We start from the raw sequence: 19,946 nt of genomic DNA, 5'->3' as shown, positions 1-19,946 counted from the left end.
GGGGTTGCGTCGCATGTGTGGCATCGTCGGTATCGTCGGTAAGTCGAACGTCAATCAGGCGCTGTATGACGCGCTAACCGTCCTCCAGCACCGCGGCCAGGACGCTGCCGGTATCGTGACCAGCCATGATGGCCGGTTATTCCTGCGCAAGGACAATGGCCTGGTACGTGACGTGTTCCATCAGCGTCACATGCAGCGCCTGGTCGGTCACATGGGTATCGGCCACGTCCGTTATCCGACCGCCGGCAGTTCGACTTCGGCCGAGGCTCAACCGTTTTACGTCAACTCGCCTTACGGCATCACCCTGGCGCACAACGGCAACCTGACCAACGTTGAACAGCTGGCCAAGGAGATTTACGAATCTGACCTGCGCCACGTCAACACCAACTCCGACTCGGAAGTGCTGCTCAACGTGTTTGCACACGAACTGGCCCAGCGCGGCAAGTTGCAGCCAACCGAAGAAGACGTGTTCGCCGCCGTCACCGACGTGCACAACCGTTGCGTGGGTGGTTACGCAGTCGTGGCGATGATCACCGGCTACGGTATCGTCGGTTTCCGTGACCCGCACGGCATCCGTCCGATCGTCTTCGGTCAGCGTCACACCGACGAAGGCGTCGAGTACATGATCGCCTCCGAAAGCGTGTCCCTGGACGTGCTCGGTTTCACCCTGATTCGCGACCTGGCGCCGGGCGAAGCGGTCTACATCACGGAAGACGGCAAGTTGCACACCCGTCAGTGCGCCAACAACCCGTCCCTGACCCCGTGCATCTTCGAACACGTCTACCTGGCGCGTCCGGACTCGATCATCGACGGCGTGTCGGTGTACAAGGCACGCCTGCGCATGGGCGAGAAACTGGCCGAGAAGATCCTGCGCGAGCGTCCGGAGCACGACATCGACGTGGTTATCCCGATCCCGGACACCAGCCGCACCGCCGCCCTGGAGCTGGCGAATCACCTGGGCGTGAAATTCCGCGAAGGCTTCGTGAAGAACCGCTACATCGGCCGGACCTTCATCATGCCGGGCCAGGCAGCACGGAAAAAGTCCGTACGCCAGAAGCTCAACGCCATCGAACTGGAATTCCGCGGCAAGAACGTGATGCTGGTGGACGACTCGATCGTGCGCGGCACCACCTGCAAGCAGATCATCCAGATGGCTCGCGAAGCCGGCGCCAAGAACGTCTACTTCTGCTCCGCAGCACCAGCCGTGCGCTACCCGAACGTGTACGGCATTGACATGCCGAGCGCGCATGAACTGATCGCGCACAACCGTTCGACCCAGGATGTGGCGGATCTGATCGGCGCCGACTGGCTGATCTACCAGGACCTGCCTGACTTGATCGAAGCCGTCGGTGGCGGCAAGATCAAGATCGACAAGTTCGATTGCGCAGTGTTCGACGGCCAGTACGTCACCGGTGACGTCGATGAGGCTTACCTGAACAAGATCGAGCAGGCACGCAACGATGCCTCCAAGGTCAAGACCCAGGCAGTCAGCGCGATCATTGATCTGTATAACAACTGAGTAACTACCGGCTTGTAGGAGCAAGGCTTGCCCGCGATGGCGTTTGCGAGACCCCATCGCGGGCAAGCCTTGCTCCCACAGGCCGGTTTGGTTTCCATTACCGAGCAAGGCAAAGGAGTGACAGCATGAGTCAGGATTGGGATGCCGGTCGGCTGGACAGCGACCTCGAAGGCGTAGCGTTCGATACCCTGGCCGTACGCGCCGGTCAACACCGCACGCCGGAAGGCGAACACGGTGATCCGATGTTCTTCACTTCCAGCTATGTCTTCCGCACCGCTGCAGACGCCGCGGCACGTTTTGCCGGGGAAGTGCCAGGCAACGTTTACTCGCGCTACACCAACCCGACCGTGCGCGCCTTCGAAGAGCGCATCGCTGCGCTGGAAAGCGCCGAGCAAGCCGTGGCCACCGCCACCGGCATGGCGGCGATCATGGCCGTGGTCATGAGCCTGTGCAGCGCCGGCGATCACGTACTGGTGTCGCGCAGCGTGTTCGGTTCGACCATCAGCCTGTTCGAAAAGTACTTCAAGCGTTTTGGCGTCGAAGTCGACTACGTGCCCCTGGCGGACCTGTCCGGCTGGGATGCGGCGATCAAGGCCGACACCAAATTGCTGTTCGTCGAGTCGCCGTCCAATCCGCTGGCCGAGCTGGTGGATATCGCCGAACTGGCGAAGATCGCCCACGCCAAAGGCGCGATGCTGGTGGTCGACAACTGCTTCTGCACCCCTGCATTGCAACAGCCGCTGAAGCTGGGCGCGGACATCGTCGTGCACTCGGCGACCAAATTCATCGACGGCCAGGGTCGTTGCATGGGTGGTGTGGTCGCCGGTCGTAGCGAGCACATGAAAGAAGTCGTCGGCTTCCTGCGCACCGCCGGGCCGACGTTAAGCCCGTTCAACGCCTGGATTTTCCTCAAAGGCCTGGAAACCCTTGGCTTGCGGATGAAGGCGCATTGCGCCAATGCCCAGCAACTGGCCGAATGGCTGGAACAGCAGGACGGCATCGAAAAAGTCCACTATGCCGGCCTCAAGAGCCATCCACAGCACGAACTGGCCCAACGTCAGCAGAAAGGCTTTGGCGCGGTTGTGAGCTTCGAGGTCAAAGGCGGCAAAGAGGGCGCCTGGCGCTTTATCGATGCAACCCGGTTGATTTCCATCACCGCCAACCTCGGCGACACCAAGACCACCATCACTCACCCGAGCACCACGTCCCACGGCCGCCTGGCGCCGCAGGAACGTGAGGCGGCGGGTATTCGTGACAGCTTGATCCGCGTTGCGGTCGGCCTGGAAGACGTGGCAGACCTGCAAGCCGACCTGGCGCGCGGTCTGGCTGCGCTGTGATCGAGTTGTCGACGCCCGGTACCGGCACCAATGGCCGGGTTGCGCTGGTCACGGGTGCTGCCCGCGGCATCGGCCTGGGTATTTCGGCCTGGCTGATCAGCGAAGGCTGGCAAGTCGTGCTGACCGACCTGGATCGGGTCCGCGGTTCGAAAGTGGCCAAGGTGCTGGGTGATAACGCCTGGTTCATTGCCATGGACGTCTCGAACGAAGGGCAGGTGGCACTGGGTGTGGCCGAAGTGCTGGGGCAGTTCGGGCGGCTGGATGCGCTGGTCTGCAACGCGGCGGTGGCCGACCCGCACAACATCACCCTGGAAAGCCTCGATCTGGCCTACTGGAATCGGGTGCTGGCGGTCAATCTCAGCGGCCCGATGCTGTTGGCCAAGCACTGCGCGCCGTACCTGCGCGCGCACAGCGGAGCGATCGTCAACCTGGCCTCGACCCGCGCCGGGCAGTCGGAGCCGGACTCAGAGGCCTATGCGGCGAGCAAGGGCGGCCTGTTGGCCCTGACTCATGCCCTGGCGATCAGCCTGGGGCCGGAGATTCGGGTCAATGCCGTCAGCCCCGGCTGGATCGACGCCCGGGATCCATCCGCGCGTCGCGCCGAACCGCTGACCGATGCCGACCACGCCCAGCATCCGGCGGGCAGGGTAGGGACGGTCGAGGACGTGGCGGCGATGGTGGCGTGGTTGCTGTCGAGAAATGCCGGCTTCGTCACGGGGCAGGAGTTTGTGGTGGATGGTGGTATGAGCAAGAAGATGATTTATAGCGAGTGACAGGGTCAGGCCCCATCGCGAGCAGGCTCACTCCTACAGGTGCAACGCGGACCATTGTAGGAGTGAGCCTGCTCGCGATAGCGGTCTGGCAGTCATCACGCCCATCAGCAACTGACACCATTTCGTCTTTTTCAGAAAAACTTCAATCCTGCTATTGACTTAGCATCGGTACCTGCGTAAATTTCGCGGCCTCGGAGATGCAAACGGGTGATTAGCTCAGCTGGGAGAGCGTCTGCCTTACAAGCAGAATGTCGGCGGTTCGATCCCGTCATCACCCACCACTTCCGAGAGTCTTGCGCAAGCAAGATGGAAGCTGTTAAAAGCCTCCACCGACGCGCAGCGGTAGTTCAGTCGGTTAGAATACCGGCCTGTCACGCCGGGGGTCGCGGGTTCGAGTCCCGTCCGCTGCGCCATATTTTCCGAGTCAGGTCTAACCTGGCTCGAGATTGAAAGCCTCGAAGCTTCCAGTCAGACGAGTTAGGACGCAAGTCCAAAGCGATACGCAGCGGTAGTTCAGTCGGTTAGAATACCGGCCTGTCACGCCGGGGGTCGCGGGTTCGAGTCCCGTCCGCTGCGCCATATCTGCTACAAGGCCCACTGAACGCCTTGGAGCTACGAAGAAAAGCCGTAGGCTATCTTCGAGTCGATAGCAAAGACCCTGGTCGAAAGACCGGGGTTTTTTGTGTCTGCGATTTACCTATCTCCCTGAAACACCGCCCCCTCCTGCTCGCGATGGCGTCAGGTCAATCAGCACCATTGCTGGCTGAACCGCCGCAATCGCGAGCAGGCTCGCTCCCACAGGGGAGAGTGGACATGGATATCTTCGTGCTCAATGCATAAACAGCTTCCTTCCCAGCGCCGACATTAATTAGAATCACTCTCATTTACGATAACTCCTGGCACAGGGCTTCTTGAGATGAGTGACGCAGTGATGCCGAAGGAGCCAACCTTTCACGACCTGTACCGCGATCATCGCGGCTGGCTCGAGACCTGGTTGCGCAGGCGCCTGGGTAACAGCTGTGATGCCGCAGACCTCAGCCAGGATACGTTCCTGCGGGTGCTCGCCAGCTCCCAGCGAATCGCCGACCTGCAAGAACCCCGAGCCTACCTGCTGACCGTGGGCAAGCGCCTGCTGAGCAATTTCTACCAGCGCCGCAGCCTCGAACAGGCCTACCTGGCGGCACTGGCATCGATGCCGGAAGACTGTGCGCCATCGCCCGAGCAACGCTGGCTGCTGCTGGAGACCCTGCAAGCACTGGACGAACTGCTCGACGGCCTCCCACGCGCCGTGCGCCGGGCATTTCTCTGGAGCCAGCTCGAAGGCCTGACTTACGGGCAAATCGCCGAGCGCCTGCAAGTGTCCGAGCGCACCATCAAGCGCTACATGGCGCAAGCCTATGAACATTGCCTGCTGGTGGACCTGTGAACGCTCAGGCTGCCGATACTCGCCAGGCTGTCCGCGCAGCCGCTCAATGGCTCGCACTGCTGGAATCCGGCAGCGCCAACGAGCAGGATCGGGCGAATTTGCAGCGCTGGCGTGATGCCTGTGCCACCCATGAGCAGGCCTGGCAGAAGGCCCAGGCCCTGCGCCAGCGTTTTGCCGACCTGCCATCAGGGCTGGCACTGAGCAGCCTGGATCGTCCCGATCCGGCCCGGCGCAAGGTGCTGAAACGTGCGTTGGGCGCGGTGGCGCTGGTGCCGGCGGCGTGGTTGATCAGCCGGGAATTGCCCCTGGATACCTGGCGTGCCGATCTGCGCACCGCCACCGGCGAGCGCAAACAGATCCAGCTGGCCGACGGCAGCACGTTGCAGCTCAACACTGCCAGTGCCGTCGATGTTGATCTGCAGGCGCAGCGCGTGAAGCTCATAGAGGGCGAGCTGTCACTGAAGGTGCCGGGAAATGTGCCGCTGACGATCCAGACCCGTTTTGGCAATGTCATCGTCAGCCACAGCGAAGTCTGCGTTCGCCAAGACGCGAGTGCCTGCCGGGTATCGGTGTTCGGCGGCACCGTCCAGTTGCAACCGTTGCAAGGTCCGACAGTGGCACTGCGCGCAGGTCAGCAAATCAGCCTTCAGGCCGTTGGTGCCGGATCTGTCATGCCATTCGATATCCAGGCCCCGGGATGGCGCGAGGGCGTTCTGACGGCGAACAACCAGGCGCTGGGGGATTTTCTGCGCGAACTGAGCACCTATCGACCGGGCCTGTTGCGCTGGGAACCGGAGCTGGAAACCCTGCGCGTCACCGGCAGTTTTCGCCTGGACGACACCGACCGGGTCCTCGCGCTGCTGGCGGCCAGCCTGCCGTTGGAGGTGCATTCGCGAACCCGCTATTGGGTGACGTTGCTGCCGCGCAAAAATAGTGTGTAAGGCCTGTCCCCTTTTTTCGACTCGCTTGTCATTCAAGGCATGTGAACGAATCAAGAGAGCCTATTCGATGCCTACCGCTTCCTCCCCACGCTTGCGTCCGTTGTTGCACCTGAGCCTGCTGCTCGGACTGAGTGCCAGTCCATTGTTGATCTCGCCAAGCTGGGCCGAGGACAGCAACCGGCGCAGCTATCAGGTACCGGCCGGCAGCCTGAGCGATGCACTGACCCGTTTCGCCGGTCTGTCCGGCGTCAATCTGTCGGTCGACCCGGCGCTGGTCAGCGGGCGCAGCAGTCGCGGGCTGTCCGGTGAATTCGCCGTGGAGGAGGGCTTCGCACGGTTGCTCCAGGGTTCTGGTCTGCAACTGCAGGCGGTGGGCGAGCAAGCGTACATTCTCACGCCTACGCCGGAAGGCAGCAGCCTGCAGCTCGCTCCCACCTCGATTCTCGGCGCCACCGGCGGGGAGGGTGGCGAAGTGTTTGCCGGCGGCCAGGTCGCACGGCGCGGTTCCCAAGGCTTGCTCGGCTCCAAAGACTTCATGGAAACGCCGTTCAGCATGACCACTTACACCAGCGAAGTAATCGAGAACCAGCAGGCTCGCACTCTGGGCGACCTGATCGCCAACGACCCTTCGGTGCGCGCCACCAATCCGGCCGGTGGGCGCTATGAGCAATTCACCATTCGCGGGCTCAGCCTGTTCAACAGTGATGTCGCCTACAACGGTCTCTATGGCGTGCTGCCGACTTACACCATCGACATGGAAATGGCAGACCGCGTCGACATCCTCAAAGGCCCGAGCCAGCTGATCAACGGCATCTCGCCCCGGGGCAGTGTCGGCGGCGGGATAAACGTTGTGCCCAAGCGTGCGACCGACAAACCAATCACTTCGTTTACCGGCAGCTACGCGTCCAACAACCAGCTCGGCGGAGCCGTGGATGTCGGCCGGCGCTTTGGCGAGGATGACAAGTTCGGCCTGCGCTTCAACGGCGTGAAACAGTCCGGCGACACCGAGTGGGATCACCAGAGTATCGACCGCGAGATGGCCGTGCTGGGCCTGGATTTTCGCGGCGAGCGCCTGCGCCTATCGACCGACATCGGCCACACCGAGCGCAATACCGACGCGCCCCAGGAGCGCGTGCAGGTCGGCGTCAACGCCCAAGTCCCGCGAGCCGGTGATGTCCGCCACAATTATGCGCAGGCGTGGAGCAAGGCGCGTACCGAGGACACCTTCGGCACAGTGAATGGTGAATTCGACGTCAATGATTCAGTGATGCTCTATGGCGGAGTCGGCGCGCGTAAAAGTAATCACGACTTCCTCCGGCATGCGGTTTCAGTCACCAATGATGCCGGAGATTTCAGCGTGCAACCCCGTGACTTCACCCGCGACGAAAATGTGCGGACAGCCACGGCCGGGGTGCGCAACTGGTTTCATACCGGCCCGGTGAGCCATGAGGTCAATCTAGCAGCCAGCTACTTCTACATGGACTTCGAGAATGGCGGTGCGCGGTACGCCGCAGCGCCCAGCAATATCTACAACCCAGTGGACACTCCCACGCCGGCCAGGCCGACGCGCCAGGACGCCAAGGTCTACACCGAGAACCGCTTCAGCGGAGTGGCGTTGTCCGACACTCTGGGGTTCTTCGATGACCGGTTGCTGCTGACCGTTGGTGCACGCTGGCAGCGGGTGAAAGTGGACGACTGGTCCGATAACATCAAGGGCGCGACCGCCTACGACGAGGAAAAGATTTCGCCGTCGGGCGGCATCCTGTTCAAGGCCACCGACAAGCTGTCGTTATACGCCAACTACATGGAAGGTTTGAGCCAGGGCAAGATCGCGCCGTCGACCTCGGTCAACGAAGACGAAATCTTCCCGCCCTTCATCAGCCGTCAGGTCGAAGTCGGCGCCAAATATGACGCCGGCCCGTTCGCCGTTACCGCAGCGGTATTCCGCATCAAGCAACCGGCTTACGAAACCAACGCCACCACGCGGGTCTTCGGCCCGAACGGCAAGCGTGAGAACAAGGGCGTGGAGCTGAGCGTATTTGGCGAACCCCTCGAAGGTTTCCGCCTGCTGGGCGGCGTGATGTACATCGACAGCGAACTGACCCACACCACTAACGGCACCTTCGATGGTAACCGCGCGCCGGCCACGCCGAAATACAACGTCAACCTCGGCGCCGAGTGGGACGTGCCGACCCTCCAGGGCCTGACCCTGACCAGCCGCGGCATCTACTCAAGCTCGCAGTACCTGGACCAGTCCAACAACAAGGAGATCGACTCGTGGGAACGCTTCGACGTGGGTGCACGTTACGCGTTCAAGCTCGATGACAGGACTATCACCTTGCGCGGCAACGTCGAGAACGTGGCGGACAAACGCTACTGGAGCTCGGCGGGTGCGTCGGATGACAGCGAGCCGGGGTTGACGCTCTCAACACCGCGGACTTACCTGCTCTCGGCGACAGTGGATTTCTAACCTTTAGGAGTTGGCTTGCTGGCGATGCCGGATGGTGTTGACTGACCCGACGCCATCGCGAGCAGGCTCACTCCTACAGTATCCGCAGCGCACACCATTTTTACGTTCGCCGCAACCCCCTGTAGGAGCGAGCCTGCTCGCGATAGCGGTGGCACATCCAACAGGGAGGTGGCTGACCTGACGCCATCGCGGGCAAGCCCGCTCCCACAGTAATCTGCTGCGAACTCCATTCACGCGTACACTGAAAATCCCTGTGGGAGCCGGGCTTGCCCGCGATAGCGGTGGTACATCCACTAAAAAATTAACTGCTCAGACCCCATCGCGAGCGAGCCCCCCAGAAACATCCCACCCAAATACCAGAACACGCCTACACCAACTTGGGACGCTCCACGCGCCCACAAGATTGAATAAAAACACCTCGACGACACTAATGAATGCCCAGCAACAACTGCGACGGCAACCTCATGCAATCACTCATCAAAACAGCCTGCCAAAACCACTCAGCGCTGCTACTATCAACCGTCACCGCAGTGATAGCCCTGAAACTCATCGCACTGGCACCACCGTTGTTGCTAGGAAAAATCGTCGATGCACTGAGTGCTGCCAGCCCACCCGAAACCAACGTTCTGCTACTGCTGACAGCGGCCATCACTGCGGCTGGCTGCATCCAGGCGATCATCAATCCGCTGCAAATATTCTGCCTGTCGAAACTGGTTCAACAAGTAGTCCTGGATGCCTCGATAAACTGGATCGCGCAGTTGATGCGCAAAGAGTTTGCGCAATTCAATTCCTGGCGCATCGGAAACTTCATCAAGTCCGTGGAGCGCGGAATCTCGGCCCATGAGCAGTTGCTGACTTTTTTCGTCACCGTCAGGCTCCCCCTGTGCCTGGAGTTCCTCATCGTCGGGGGCGCTTTTTATTACATGGGCGGCACCGCTATTTTCTTCGCGATGAGCGGGATGGGAGTCGTCTACATGTGCGTCGCCCACCAGATCATCAGGTGGCGCAGAAAGCACATCGACGCGGTCAACGACACGGAGGATGAGTTGGGGGCGGTGCTCTTCGCCACCTTGAGCACTGCCAAGTCGATCAAGCTGGAAAGCGCCGAGCGAACCGCAATCCAGCCCTTGAACCATGCATTCGGGCAGTACGCCAAGGCGGCAGTAACCGTCGCCGGCTCTGGCGGTTTATTGGGTGGCGCTAAAATCCTGTTCATCAGCCTGTCCACAGGGGCATTACTCGGCTGGGGAGTTCTGGATCAGCTTTCAGGCGCGCCCAGTATCAGCGTTGGGCAGCTTGTGGCCATCTTCTCGATTGCGACAGGTTTTCTGCTCAACATCAGCGCATTGACTGAAGGCTATCGACTACTGGATCAGTTTCTTGCAGATCAGCGTCGACTCCAGCAGTTATTGGCAATGCCCGATTTCGACGATGACAGCCGGCAGGCTTCGGTTCTTCCCCGGGAACCGTCGACGCTGGTACTCGAACCCTGCGTGGTGACTGATGGTGAGGCTGAGCGATTGTGCGTCGCGCAAACCCTCACGTTCACCCAAGGCCAGTCGGTGGCCATTACAGGCCCCAGTGGTTCGGGTAAATCAACATTGCTGGAGGTGCTGGCTGGGCTGGATGTGGCTTCGAGAAATCGATTGAGTATCGACGACGTTGCCGTATCAACACTACAGGCCCGCAGCCATTTGCAAGCCCTGAGATACTGCCCTCAATCACCCGCGTTTCTCGAAGGCATCTTTAAACACTCTGTGCTGTTGGGTGTTGAGCCTTCTTCGCAATTGGATCAGGCGATTCAGCGCCTGAACATTGAGGTGATCGTTTCCCAACGCAGCCTTACGGAAAATGCCTCCAACATTTCCGGCGGGGAGGCCAAGCGTCTGTCGTTGCTGCGGCTGATCAACAGACCCGGTGTGTTCAATTTGTTCGACGAACCCAGCGCATCCATCGAACCGAAACTGGCGGGACCGGTTTGGGATCTGCTGTTCGAATCCTTTGCCGGGCGCGGGCTGATTTGCGCGACTCACGACGTGGAGCATCTGCATCGGTTTGATCGGGTGATCGTCATGCATGACGGCGCGATTGCTGAGGATGGGCCGTGGATTGAGTTGGTCGGCAGGACTGCAGTGAAGAGTTTACTGAGCTCGCTTCATTCGCAGGACCAACGGGTCGACTGATCTGACGTCATCGCGAGCAGGCTCACTCCTACAGGGAAATGCGGCATATTCGATTTCGAGCCTGGCACCGACCCAGTGTGGGAGCGGGCTTGCTCGCGAAAGCGGTGTGGCATCCACCATCTGCGTCGCCTGACACGGCCCCTTCGCGAGCAAGCCCGCTCCCACAGGGTTTTCCGTTGTTCACTCAATGTATGCCACAACACAGATCACTGTAGGAGTGAGCCTGCTCGCGATGACGTCATCCCATCCGCCATGGGACTGACTAACCCGCCACCATCAACTCAAAACCTACCAATATTTTGATCTTCCAGTCAGTTTTTTGTAACTGGTTGTTTGCCGCGAGCGCATAAACCTTTAAAGTTAACCTTTCGGTCAGCTTTGCACTGTCAACCAAGCCCTTTTGCTTCGTCCAAAAAGGGTTCCTGCAAGACTCGAGATTTCCAGAACATAACCACAAGGGCGGGCCCATAACCGCCCAGAGGATGATCCATGTCCAACCGTGAAATATCCCGGCGCTCGTTCCTGCAGGGCGGCCTGGTGGCGGGGGTGAGCGTGACGCTTACGCCGCTCAGCACCCAGGCCCTGGCCGCCTTGATGGAGAACAGCGTGACCGTGCCGTCCGAGCAGTGGCTCGGCAACGACGGCAAGGCGCGCTCGCGTAACGATGCCCTGTCCAAGGTCTGCGGCAGCAAGGTGTTCGCCCGCGACATCCGCGCCAAGGACATGCCGGGCTGGCCCGAGCAGCAAGGCCACGCCATGCTGCTGAAAATCACCAAGGCCGACCGGATCTACGCCGGTTACGACCTGGCGTGGCTCGGCGCTGATTTACAGCCGGACCGCATCGTCACTGCCGAAGACCTGGTGAAAGACGGCATCGTCTTCCCCGAAGAACACGCCCCCGATCCGCTGCTGCCGGTCGGCAAGGTGCCGATGTTCATCGGCCATCCGGTGGCGATTCTGATCTGGAATGACTTCGAGCGCTTCCGTCAGGCCAAGGCCAAGCTCAAGTTCAACGACAAAGCCATTCGCTATGGCGACAAAGTGCCATTCTACGAGGGTGATCCCTACGGCAGCTTCCGCTACGTGCGAGTCGGCGGTGCAACCTCGGCTGACGAGGACGAATTCGCCAGCCTCAAGGATTCGATCCTGTTCCCGATGTTGAAAAACCGTCGCCCTGTGTGGAATTCCCAGCCCAACCTGCACGGCAACCTGACCGAGCGCGGGCTGTTCTATGCCGATCGCATGAAGCAGCAGATCGACACGCCGCCCGACAACTGGCTGGTGTTCGACGAGCGCTACAAAACCCCGTCGATCGAGCCGGCCGCCATGGAGCCGGACAACGGCAACGGCTGGTACGACCCCGCGAGCAAGACTCTGCATTTTGTGGTCGCCACCCAGTGCCCGCTGGAGACCGCCACCGAGACCGCGAAGATGATCGCGCCGTCGCGTTTCGGCCTGGCCAATCTCAACATGCACCCGGGCTACACCGTGGGTTACGGTTCCAAGGACCACAACATTTTCGTCTACTACGCGGCGCTTGCGGCCCTGTACGGCGCCGGTGTGCCAGTGCGTCTGGCCAACGATCGCTACGAGCAGTTCCAGAGCGGCATCAAGCGTCACCCGTTCGATATCCGCTACCAGTTGGCGGTGGACAAGACCGATTACAGCTTCAAGATCTTCCGCGCCGAAATGAGCGTCGACGGCGGTGGACGCGTCAACTATAGCCCGTCCGTAGCGGCGGTCGGCGCCACCGCGGCGCAGTCGATCTACTACATGCCGCAGAACGATCTGCAGGTCACGGCCTACCATTCCCGCGCCGTTGAAGCCGGGTCGATGCGCGGCTACGGCACCTTGCAGAGCATGGCTTCAACCGAGATGATGGTCGACGAAATTGCCGGTCGCCTCGGCATCGACGCTATCGACCTGCGCCGCAAAAACGCCATGGTCTCGGGCATGAAAAACACCCAGGGAGCGGTGCCGGCAGGTGCGTTGCGCCTGCACGAAATACTCGACAAGGCGGCCGTGCACGAGGTCTGGAAAAACCGCGACCAGATCAAGCAACAGCGCGAAGCACAGGATCCGGATCACTGGTATGGCGTCGGCTTCGCCATCTGCCAGAAGGACTTCGGCACCGGTTCCGAAGCGCCGATGGCGAGCGTCGAATTCAATGCTGAAGGGCGCATCCATCTGCGTCACATCGGCATCGAAATCGGCACCGGCATGTCCACTTCGCAAGCGCTGGTGGTGGCCGATTTCCTCGGCAGCCCGGCTCACGAAGTGAAGACTGGCGAGACCGAATGGCAAGAGCTGGCGCTGATCACCGGCGGCAACCCGTACATCATGAGCCAGGCCGAGCAGGACACCTTGCTGCGTAATCCGCGCTGGGTCGGCAAGCTGGCGTCGGCCTCTTCGGCGACCAACTCCGCCTACTACTTCAGCCACGCCACCCGTGAAGCGGCGCGCGTGCTGTTCAACCACGGCCTGTGGCCGGCAGCGCTGCAGATCTGGGGCCAGGGCCCTTACGGCGGTCAGGCCAACCCGTATGTGGTGCGCCGCGAAGACGCGCACTGGGTCGACGGCAAGCTCACGGCCAACGGCATGCAGCCGCTGAGTTTCGAGCAGTTGGCCAAGCACGCCCACGACAAAGGCCTGGTTACGGGCGCCAGCGTCCACGGTTTCAACCGCTGGAGTTGGGCCGAGGCCGAGTACAGCATCGACGGCGTGCGCGAGCGCCTGCCACTCGATGGGCTGGCGGTGAAGTACGGCGATGGCGCACCGAACGCGAAAAAGGCGCAGATGAACAGCGCCGGTTTCCATCTGCTGGATCGGCAGAACGTGCACTACCCGGACACCCAGCTGAACAACGCTGCGGTGACTTACTACAGCCCGGTGGCAACGCTGGTCGAGTTGAAAGTCAACAAGGGCTCCGCCGAAGTGCAGGTGCTCAACCATCACTCGTGGGTCGAGTGCGGTCGGGTGCTGGTGGAAGAGCTGGTCAGGGGGCAACTGGAGGGCGGCATCGCCATGGGCATCGGCCACGCGCTGCTGGAAGAAATGCCGCTGTACGAAGGCGGGCCGGGGGAGGGTGACTGGAACTTCAACCGTTATCGCCTGCCGATGGCACGCCACGTGGCGGTGTGGAACCAGACCGCGGACATTCTCCCGCCGCTGTCACCGAGCGATCCCTCCAAGGGCATCGCCGAAGTGGTGATGATCCCCGTGGTCGGCGCCATCGGTAACGCCGTGGCCCACGCTATCGGCAAACGCGTGCGCGACCTGCCTATCACTTCTGCTCGCATCAAGGAGGCCCTCAATGGCTAACCGTCCGTTTCAACTGACCCTCAACGGTCAATCCGTCGGCCCGGTGGACATCCCTGATGACCTGCCGATGATCGACTACCTGCACGAATACAAGAACCTCACCGGCTCGCGCCTGGGCTGCGGCCAGGGTATCTGCCACGCCTGCGTGGTGATCGTTGACAACCCTGACGGCACCAGCGAGGAAGTGCGCACCTGCATCACCGGCGCGCACTATTTCGAAGGCAAGAAAGTCCGCACCATCGAAGGCCATGCGACCCGCGACGAGCAGGGGCAGGTCACCGAACTGAACCCGATCCAGCAACGCTTCGTCGATGAATTCGCCTTCCAGTGCAGCTATTGCGCGCCGGGCTTCGTCAACGCCGCGACCGTCCTGGTTGAGAAACTGCAGCGTCAGCCGATCGTCAAAAGTCAGCTGGAACAAGTCATCGAGGACAGCCTCGGTCACCACGTCTGCCGCTGCACCGGCTACGTGCGTTACTACAGCGCGACGCGCAACGTGCTGACCGATCTCGGCCTGGTCAAGGAGGGTTAAGCATGAAGCACTTAATTTTCCGCCTGGCGTTGGCGGTCAGCCTGGCTGCGCCGGTGTTGCTGGTTCACGCGGACGATCAGGTCAAGCGCGGCGAATACCTCGCACGCGCCGCCGATTGCATGGCCTGCCACACCGCACCGGGTGGCGCTCCATACGCGGGTGGCCTGCCGATCGTGTCGCCGTTCGGCACCATCTACGGCACCAACATCACCCCGAGCAAGGAACATGGCATCGGCCAGTACAGCGATGAAGAATTCTTCGCTGCACTCACCGAAGGCAAGCGTCGCGACGGCGCCAACCTGTACCCGGCGATGCCTTACACCTCCTATCACCTGATGCCTCGCGAAGACTCCGACGCGATTCACGCGTACCTGAAAACCGTCGAGCCGATCGAGCGCGCGGCGCCAGTGACCAGCCTTAGCTTTCCGTTCAACGTGCGCCTCGGCCTGACGGGCTGGAACATGCTCTACGGCAAGGACGTCAAGCTGGCGCCCACCGAGGGCAAGAGCGAGGCGTTCAAGCGCGGCCAGTATATGGTCGACGTGCTTGGCCACTGCGGCGAATGCCACACCCCGCGCGGTTTGCCCGGTGCCATGCAGCAGGATAAGCGCATGACTGGTGGCGTGCTCAACGGCTACCTGGCACCGAGCCTGCTGGCGCAAGATCTGGCCAACCGTGGCTGGAATCACCAGGACCTGAGTTCGTTCCTCAAGCACGGCATGAGCGCCCAAGGCACGATGTTCAACGAGATGTTCCCGGTGTTCCACAACAGCACCCAGGGCTTGACGGATCCAGACCTGGCGGCGATGGCCACCTACTTGCTCGGTGATCAACCGCCGGCAGCGAAAGTGCTCAGCGAAGTGCCTCTCGGCCAGTTGAGCGCCAGTGCCCAGCGTGGTCGTCAGGCATACCTCAACGTCTGCGCCGGCTGTCACGCGGTAGAGGGCGAGGGCAAGCCGCACATCGCGGTGGCCATGCGCGGCAACACTACGCTGCGCCTGGACGATCCGCGCAACCTGCTGCGGGTGATCGAGGACGGTATCGGCGAGCAGAAGTTTGTTGGCTTCGAACGCATGCAACCGATGCCGGGTTTTGCCGACAAGCTCAGCGCTGGTCAACTGACCGACTTGCTCAATTACCTGCGCCAGGGCTGGGGTGGTCAGGCCGGTGAGCTGGCGCTTGGCGACGTGCAAAAACTGCAGGCGGATGCGCCTCCAACCGAACACAAGGTGCACTGATATGCAGCATCTGGATCTGCAAGTGGTACGGCGCGCGCTGCAATGGTCGATTGCCGGCCAGCAGGTCTGGCTGTGCACGGTGCTCGCCACCTACGGCTCGGCGCCGCGCGCGCCGGGCTCGCTGTTGGCGGTGAACGCCGACGGGCACTGGATCGGCTCGCTGTCGGGCGGCTGCGTCGAGGAAGACTTCCTCGAGCGGGTGGCCGAGGGCGCGTTCGAGCAAGCGGTGTGTGTGGTTCGGTACGGCGAAGGCGATGACCCGCGCTCACGCATCAGCCTGCCCTGTGGCGGGATACTTGACGTGCTGGTGGAGAAGCTTGCGCCTGCGTGTGAGGTTCAGGCGCATCTGCGCGAACTGGAAGCGGCGCTGCTGGGCCAGCGTCGACTGATCCGCGAGGTCGACCTGGCCAGCGGGGCGCGCAACCTGTTCGCCGATCGCGAGCAGGGTGTACGCATCGAGCGCGAAGTCGACCGGGTTCGGGTACGCATCGGGGCCGCCCAGCGTTTGTTGCTGGCGGGTTATTCCAGTGTTGCTCAGGCCTGCGCCGAGTTCGCCGTGGGCCTGGGTTTCGAAGTGATCCTCTGCGACCCACGCGATGAAGTGCTCGAAGGTGTGGTGCTGGAAAACGTCGAGATCCGCCGGCAGTTGCCCTCGGTGTTCATCGCCGACGGCGGCTGCCACAGCGACACCGCAGTCGTGGCCTTAACCCACGACCCGCGCATCGATGACCTGGCAATGATGGAAGCGGTGCGCACTGACGCGTTCTACATTGGCGTCATGGGCTCGGTGCAAACCTCCCAGAAACGCTTCGAACGCTTGCGCCGCATTGGCGGTCTGGGCGACGCCGACCTCTCACGAATCCACGCGCCCATCGGCCTCAACCTGGGCAGCAAGACCCCCGCAGAAATCGCCCTTGCCGTCCTCGCCGACATCCTGCGAATCCGCAGCGGCATCCCCCGTAATCGGATCTAGACGCCATTCCACCTGTAGGAGTGAGCCTGCTCGCGATAGGGCACCGACAGGCAACGTCGATGTTGCATGTGCTGGCCTCATCGCGAGCAGGCTCGCTCCCACAGCGGTTTTGCGGTGTCGATTAGTAGCCGAACTTATCCCGCAACCCGTAATACCAAGCCCCCAGCGCCGCAAACGGCGTCCTCATCAACTGCCCACCCGGAAACGGATAATGCGGCAGATCAGCAAACGCATCAAAACGCTCCGCCTGACCGCGCAACGCCTCGGCCAACACCTTGCCTGCCAGATGCGTATAGGTCACCCCGTGCCCGCTGCAACCCTGGGAATAATAAATGTTGTCCCCCAGCCGCCCAACCTGCGGCAACCGCGACAAGGTCAGCAGGAAATTCCCGGTCCAGGCGTAATCGATTTTCACATCCTTGAGCTGCGGAAACGCCTTGAGCATCTTCGGCCGAATGATCGCCTCGATGTTCGCCGGATCCCGCGCCCCGTACACCACACCACCGCCGAAAACCAGGCGCTTGTCACCCGTCAGACGGTAGTAGTCCAGCAGATAATTACAGTCCTCCACGCAGTAATCCTGCGGCAACAAACTGCTGGCCAACGCATCGCCCAAGGGTGCTGTAGTGATCACCTGAGTCCCGCAAGGCATTGACTTCGCAGCCAGCTCCGGCACCAGATTACCCAGATACGCATTACCCGCCACAATGATGAACTTGGCCCTGACCTTGCCCTGCGGTGTATGCACCACCGGACTCGCGCCGCGCTCGATACGCACCGCTGGCGATTGCTCATAAATAGTCCCACCCAACGACTCCACCGCCGCCGCTTCACCGAGTGCCAGGTTCAACGGATGAATATGCCCGCCGCTCATATCAAGCATGCCGCCGACATACTGATCACACGCCACCACCTCACGAATGCGCGCCTGATCCATCAACTCCAGCTGCGTATGCCCAAAGCGCTCCCACAGGCGCTTCTGCGCCTCCAGATGACCCATCTGCTTGGCCGTGATCGCGGCGAACACGCCACCGTCTTTTAGGTCGCACTGGATATTATATTTGGCCACCCGCTCACGAATGATCCGCGCACCCTCAAACGCCATCTGCCCCAACAACTGAGCCTGCTTCGGCCCGACCGTGCGCTCGATCACATCGATGTCACGGCTATAGCTGTTAACGATCTGCCCGCCATTGCGCCCTGAAGCACCAAAACCCACCTTGGCGGCTTCCAGCACCACGACCTTGAAACCGTTCTCCAGCAGAAACAGCGCAGAGGACAACCCGGTGTAGCCGGCGCCGATCACACAGACATCAGTTTCTACCTCATCCTGCAAAGCCGGGCGCGGCGGAACCGCGTTGGCCGATGCGGCGTAATAGGACTCTGGGTAAGGAGTGTTCGCCATCCTGCTGCCTCTGTTTAATATATTTTACGAGTGCATCGATCCTACCCGAGTTGAAAATCCCCCGCCAGCCACCGGAAAATCTTCTTCCCAGCGCCGAAATTAAATATTTTGCATATTCATAGGGTTAGCGCGAAAAAAGGTGTTGACACCCCTCCGGAATTCCGTAGAATGCCGCCACACAGCAGGCACGTAGCTCAGTTGGTTAGAGCACCACCTTGACATGGTGGGGGTCGTTGGTTCGAGTCCAATCGCGCCTACCAAACAAAATCCGCTCTGCTGGGCGGTCTAGAAGGGCTCACCGAAAGGTGGGCCCTTTTTTGTTGTTTGGGATTTCTTCAGAACGTTCACAAAATATCGGGTTCGTTCACACTGGGCAATGTGAACGCCGATATCAGTTCATTTCCGGATGGGATTCTGCTTTGGGTTGGCGGTGATGGGGCGGGTGTTGAAGGTTGTGATCAGCCTTGCGACTGCTTGACTGCAATGTCTCGAATGGTCTGGATATTCTGGTGGATTGCTGAGAGAACGAACCACACTCCAGAGCCTAGGCAGCCTACGGCGAAGCCAATCAGGGCGCCGATGTACTCATAGTTGCCTTTCATTGCGAAGTAACCCACAACCGTTGCAACGACGATTCCTGCCCAAGCGAAGAAATTCACTACGGTGATTACGATGTCTTTCATTGCCTTTGCTTCCTGCATAAAATGGGTGTGGCCACTTTGCCATCATCGATATGGGCCGTAAATGCTTGGACAGTGTTGCCCTGACCATCAAGAGCGGCTACCGAACCACGGTCGCATCTTCACCGCTGAAAGGAAGGAAGCACCCGCCAGCAGTCTTCATAAGAAATCGTAATTTGAGCTGGCTACCTTTTGAGAGGTCATACCCGGCCTGCTTGTCGGCGAAATCGGCCTGTAGGTCTTGAGTTCCAATGCCATCCACATTCAACGAAACCTCATCAGACTCCAGCAGAGCAATCTCACCTTTCCATGTCATCCAATGATTTTTGTATTTCGCATTGAATATGTCGTCTTTCTTCTGATCGCTGTAGGTGCTTTTGCAACCTATGTCCGCGTTCACTTGATTGTAGGTTGCTGTGCTCTCGGGATATTCGGTGGCGGGGGCGGAAGCTGTGTAGGTGCTCCCGGTTGAGCTTGTAGGCTTGGCAGGTGCGTTGATCACGCCTTTAATAACAACGTAGGCGAGGCCGACTGCGAGCACGATCCCGATAGTTCGTTTGGCTGACACGATTCAATCCCTGAAGAATAAGGTGAGGCATGGTGGCAGTATGGTACGACAGGTGTCCAGTTTATGGGGCTCGGAAGCACGCAAGGAGCTCCACAGTGGAAATGCTATTTGCAATAGTGCTGCTACTGGGAAGCGCATCGGCGACTGCCGCTACGTTTGACGGTTATGAGTGCACCGATGACTGCTCGGGCCATCAGGCCGGGTATGACTGGGCTGAGCAAAACGATGTCGACGACGAATCGTCATGCAGCACGCCATCACCCTCATTCAACCAAGGGTGTTAGTCCTACGTCGAAGAGAATGCTGCCGCTGTGTCTGATGATGAAGAGGATGAGGATGAGGACGAATAACCAAGATCGCTTTCCACAGAAAGCACTGCATCCGGTAACGGGGCGCAAAAGTAGTGATTTGTTGCGTTGATTTTGGGTTTGCTTGAGTTTCGACATTCCTAATGTCGTATTGCCATGTGCTCCTGTTTAGGGCATAAAGGGAGTGGGCACCCCTCCAAGCTTTAACTATGCAGTGCGACCACTGCAATGATCGTTAATGTAAGGACATATGCTACTGTGAGTTACGTTGA

At 60.5% G+C, this 19,946-nt stretch carries 14 protein-coding genes and 4 tRNA genes; 15 read left to right on the top strand and 3 right to left on the bottom strand.

The window, feature by feature from the left end:
- Window positions 1–13 precede the first annotated feature (13 nt).
- From purF to ACYZTK_RS05685, 14 genes are all read left to right on the top strand, one after another.
- Complete coding sequence (gene purF / locus ACYZTK_RS05750) at window positions 14–1,519, top strand: amidophosphoribosyltransferase (RefSeq protein WP_266012920.1); 1,506 nt, start codon at window positions 14–16, stop codon at window positions 1,517–1,519.
- A gap of 125 nt (window positions 1,520–1,644) precedes the next feature.
- The gene (locus ACYZTK_RS05745) at window positions 1,645–2,856 is read left to right on the top strand and encodes an O-succinylhomoserine sulfhydrylase (RefSeq protein WP_462013559.1); all 1,212 of its coding nucleotides are present in this window, start codon (window positions 1,645–1,647) and stop codon (window positions 2,854–2,856) included.
- Complete coding sequence (locus tag ACYZTK_RS05740) at window positions 2,853–3,629, top strand: SDR family oxidoreductase (protein WP_462013558.1); 777 nt, start codon at window positions 2,853–2,855, stop codon at window positions 3,627–3,629. Before ACYZTK_RS05745 ends, ACYZTK_RS05740 begins: the two co-directional genes overlap by 4 nt.
- 205 nt (window positions 3,630–3,834) lie before the next feature.
- A tRNA-Val gene (locus tag ACYZTK_RS05735) sits at window positions 3,835–3,910 on the top strand.
- A 55-nt stretch (window positions 3,911–3,965) separates the two neighbouring features.
- Window positions 3,966–4,042 (top strand) — tRNA-Asp (locus tag ACYZTK_RS05730).
- Between the two features lie 89 nt (window positions 4,043–4,131).
- Window positions 4,132–4,208 (top strand) — tRNA-Asp (locus ACYZTK_RS05725).
- Between the two features lie 337 nt (window positions 4,209–4,545).
- The gene (locus ACYZTK_RS05720) at window positions 4,546–5,055 is read left to right on the top strand and encodes a sigma-70 family RNA polymerase sigma factor (protein WP_462013557.1); all 510 of its coding nucleotides are present in this window, start codon (window positions 4,546–4,548) and stop codon (window positions 5,053–5,055) included.
- Window positions 5,052–5,996 carry a FecR domain-containing protein gene (locus ACYZTK_RS05715; RefSeq protein ID WP_462013556.1) on the top strand — a complete coding sequence of 315 codons (945 nt, stop codon included), beginning with the start codon at window positions 5,052–5,054 and terminating at the stop codon, window positions 5,994–5,996. Before ACYZTK_RS05720 ends, ACYZTK_RS05715 begins: the two co-directional genes overlap by 4 nt.
- A gap of 67 nt (window positions 5,997–6,063) precedes the next feature.
- Entirely contained in the window at window positions 6,064–8,466 is a 2,403-nt protein-coding gene (locus tag ACYZTK_RS05710) for a TonB-dependent siderophore receptor (RefSeq protein ID WP_462013555.1), read from the top strand.
- 434 nt (window positions 8,467–8,900) lie between these two features.
- The gene (locus ACYZTK_RS05705; protein ID WP_462013554.1) at window positions 8,901–10,649 is read left to right on the top strand and encodes an ATP-binding cassette domain-containing protein; all 1,749 of its coding nucleotides are present in this window, start codon (window positions 8,901–8,903) and stop codon (window positions 10,647–10,649) included.
- A gap of 489 nt (window positions 10,650–11,138) precedes the next feature.
- Entirely contained in the window at window positions 11,139–13,970 is a 2,832-nt protein-coding gene (locus ACYZTK_RS05700) for a xanthine dehydrogenase family protein molybdopterin-binding subunit (protein ID WP_462013553.1), read from the top strand.
- The gene (locus ACYZTK_RS05695; RefSeq protein WP_462013552.1) at window positions 13,963–14,502 is read left to right on the top strand and encodes a (2Fe-2S)-binding protein; all 540 of its coding nucleotides are present in this window, start codon (window positions 13,963–13,965) and stop codon (window positions 14,500–14,502) included. Before ACYZTK_RS05700 ends, ACYZTK_RS05695 begins: the two co-directional genes overlap by 8 nt.
- A gap of 2 nt (window positions 14,503–14,504) precedes the next feature.
- Entirely contained in the window at window positions 14,505–15,740 is a 1,236-nt protein-coding gene (locus tag ACYZTK_RS05690; RefSeq protein ID WP_462013551.1) for a c-type cytochrome, read from the top strand.
- 1 nt (window position 15,741) lies between these two features.
- Entirely contained in the window at window positions 15,742–16,713 is a 972-nt protein-coding gene (locus tag ACYZTK_RS05685; RefSeq protein WP_462013550.1) for an XdhC family protein, read from the top strand.
- Between the two features lie 121 nt (window positions 16,714–16,834).
- On the opposite strand, the gene ACYZTK_RS05680 is transcribed toward ACYZTK_RS05685, so the two are convergent.
- Window positions 16,835–18,118: an NAD(P)/FAD-dependent oxidoreductase gene (locus ACYZTK_RS05680; protein WP_462013549.1), complete on the bottom strand. Its 1,284-nt coding sequence runs from the start codon at window positions 18,116–18,118 to the stop codon at window positions 16,835–16,837.
- Between the two features lie 183 nt (window positions 18,119–18,301).
- Between ACYZTK_RS05680 and ACYZTK_RS05675 the strand changes: the two genes are divergently transcribed.
- A tRNA-Val gene (locus ACYZTK_RS05675) sits at window positions 18,302–18,378 on the top strand.
- A gap of 198 nt (window positions 18,379–18,576) precedes the next feature.
- On the opposite strand, the gene ACYZTK_RS05670 is transcribed toward ACYZTK_RS05675, so the two are convergent.
- Window positions 18,577–18,801 (bottom strand): hypothetical protein, encoded by a 225-nt coding sequence (locus tag ACYZTK_RS05670; protein WP_462013548.1) that lies wholly within the window; start codon window positions 18,799–18,801, stop codon window positions 18,577–18,579.
- A gap of 97 nt (window positions 18,802–18,898) precedes the next feature.
- Window positions 18,899–19,366 (bottom strand): hypothetical protein, encoded by a 468-nt coding sequence (locus tag ACYZTK_RS05665; protein WP_462013547.1) that lies wholly within the window; start codon window positions 19,364–19,366, stop codon window positions 18,899–18,901.
- Window positions 19,367–19,946 lie beyond the last annotated feature (580 nt).

The sequence above is a fragment of the Pseudomonas sp. LB3P31 genome (genome assembly GCF_054897945.1).
This window is presented reverse-complemented; position numbering and strand designations above follow the sequence as displayed.

Bases quoted from the DNA above. Each gene is read 5' to 3' on its own strand.
- ACYZTK_RS05705 (WP_462013554.1), top strand. From the start codon at position 8,901: ATGCCCAGCAACAACTGCGACGGCAACCTCATGCAATCACTCATCAAA.
- purF (WP_266012920.1), top strand. From the start codon at position 14: ATGTGTGGCATCGTCGGTATCGTCGGTAAGTCGAACGTCAATCAGGCG.
- ACYZTK_RS05680 (WP_462013549.1), bottom strand. From the start codon at position 18,118: ATGGCGAACACTCCTTACCCAGAGTCCTATTACGCCGCATCGGCCAAC.
- ACYZTK_RS05685 (WP_462013550.1), top strand. From the start codon at position 15,742: ATGCAGCATCTGGATCTGCAAGTGGTACGGCGCGCGCTGCAATGGTCG.
- ACYZTK_RS05720 (WP_462013557.1), top strand. From the start codon at position 4,546: ATGAGTGACGCAGTGATGCCGAAGGAGCCAACCTTTCACGACCTGTAC.
- ACYZTK_RS05710 (WP_462013555.1), top strand. From the start codon at position 6,064: ATGCCTACCGCTTCCTCCCCACGCTTGCGTCCGTTGTTGCACCTGAGC.
- ACYZTK_RS05700 (WP_462013553.1), top strand. From the start codon at position 11,139: ATGTCCAACCGTGAAATATCCCGGCGCTCGTTCCTGCAGGGCGGCCTG.
- ACYZTK_RS05690 (WP_462013551.1), top strand. From the start codon at position 14,505: ATGAAGCACTTAATTTTCCGCCTGGCGTTGGCGGTCAGCCTGGCTGCG.
- ACYZTK_RS05745 (WP_462013559.1), top strand. From the start codon at position 1,645: ATGAGTCAGGATTGGGATGCCGGTCGGCTGGACAGCGACCTCGAAGGC.
- ACYZTK_RS05695 (WP_462013552.1), top strand. From the start codon at position 13,963: ATGGCTAACCGTCCGTTTCAACTGACCCTCAACGGTCAATCCGTCGGC.
- ACYZTK_RS05670 (WP_462013548.1), bottom strand. From the start codon at position 18,801: ATGAAAGACATCGTAATCACCGTAGTGAATTTCTTCGCTTGGGCAGGA.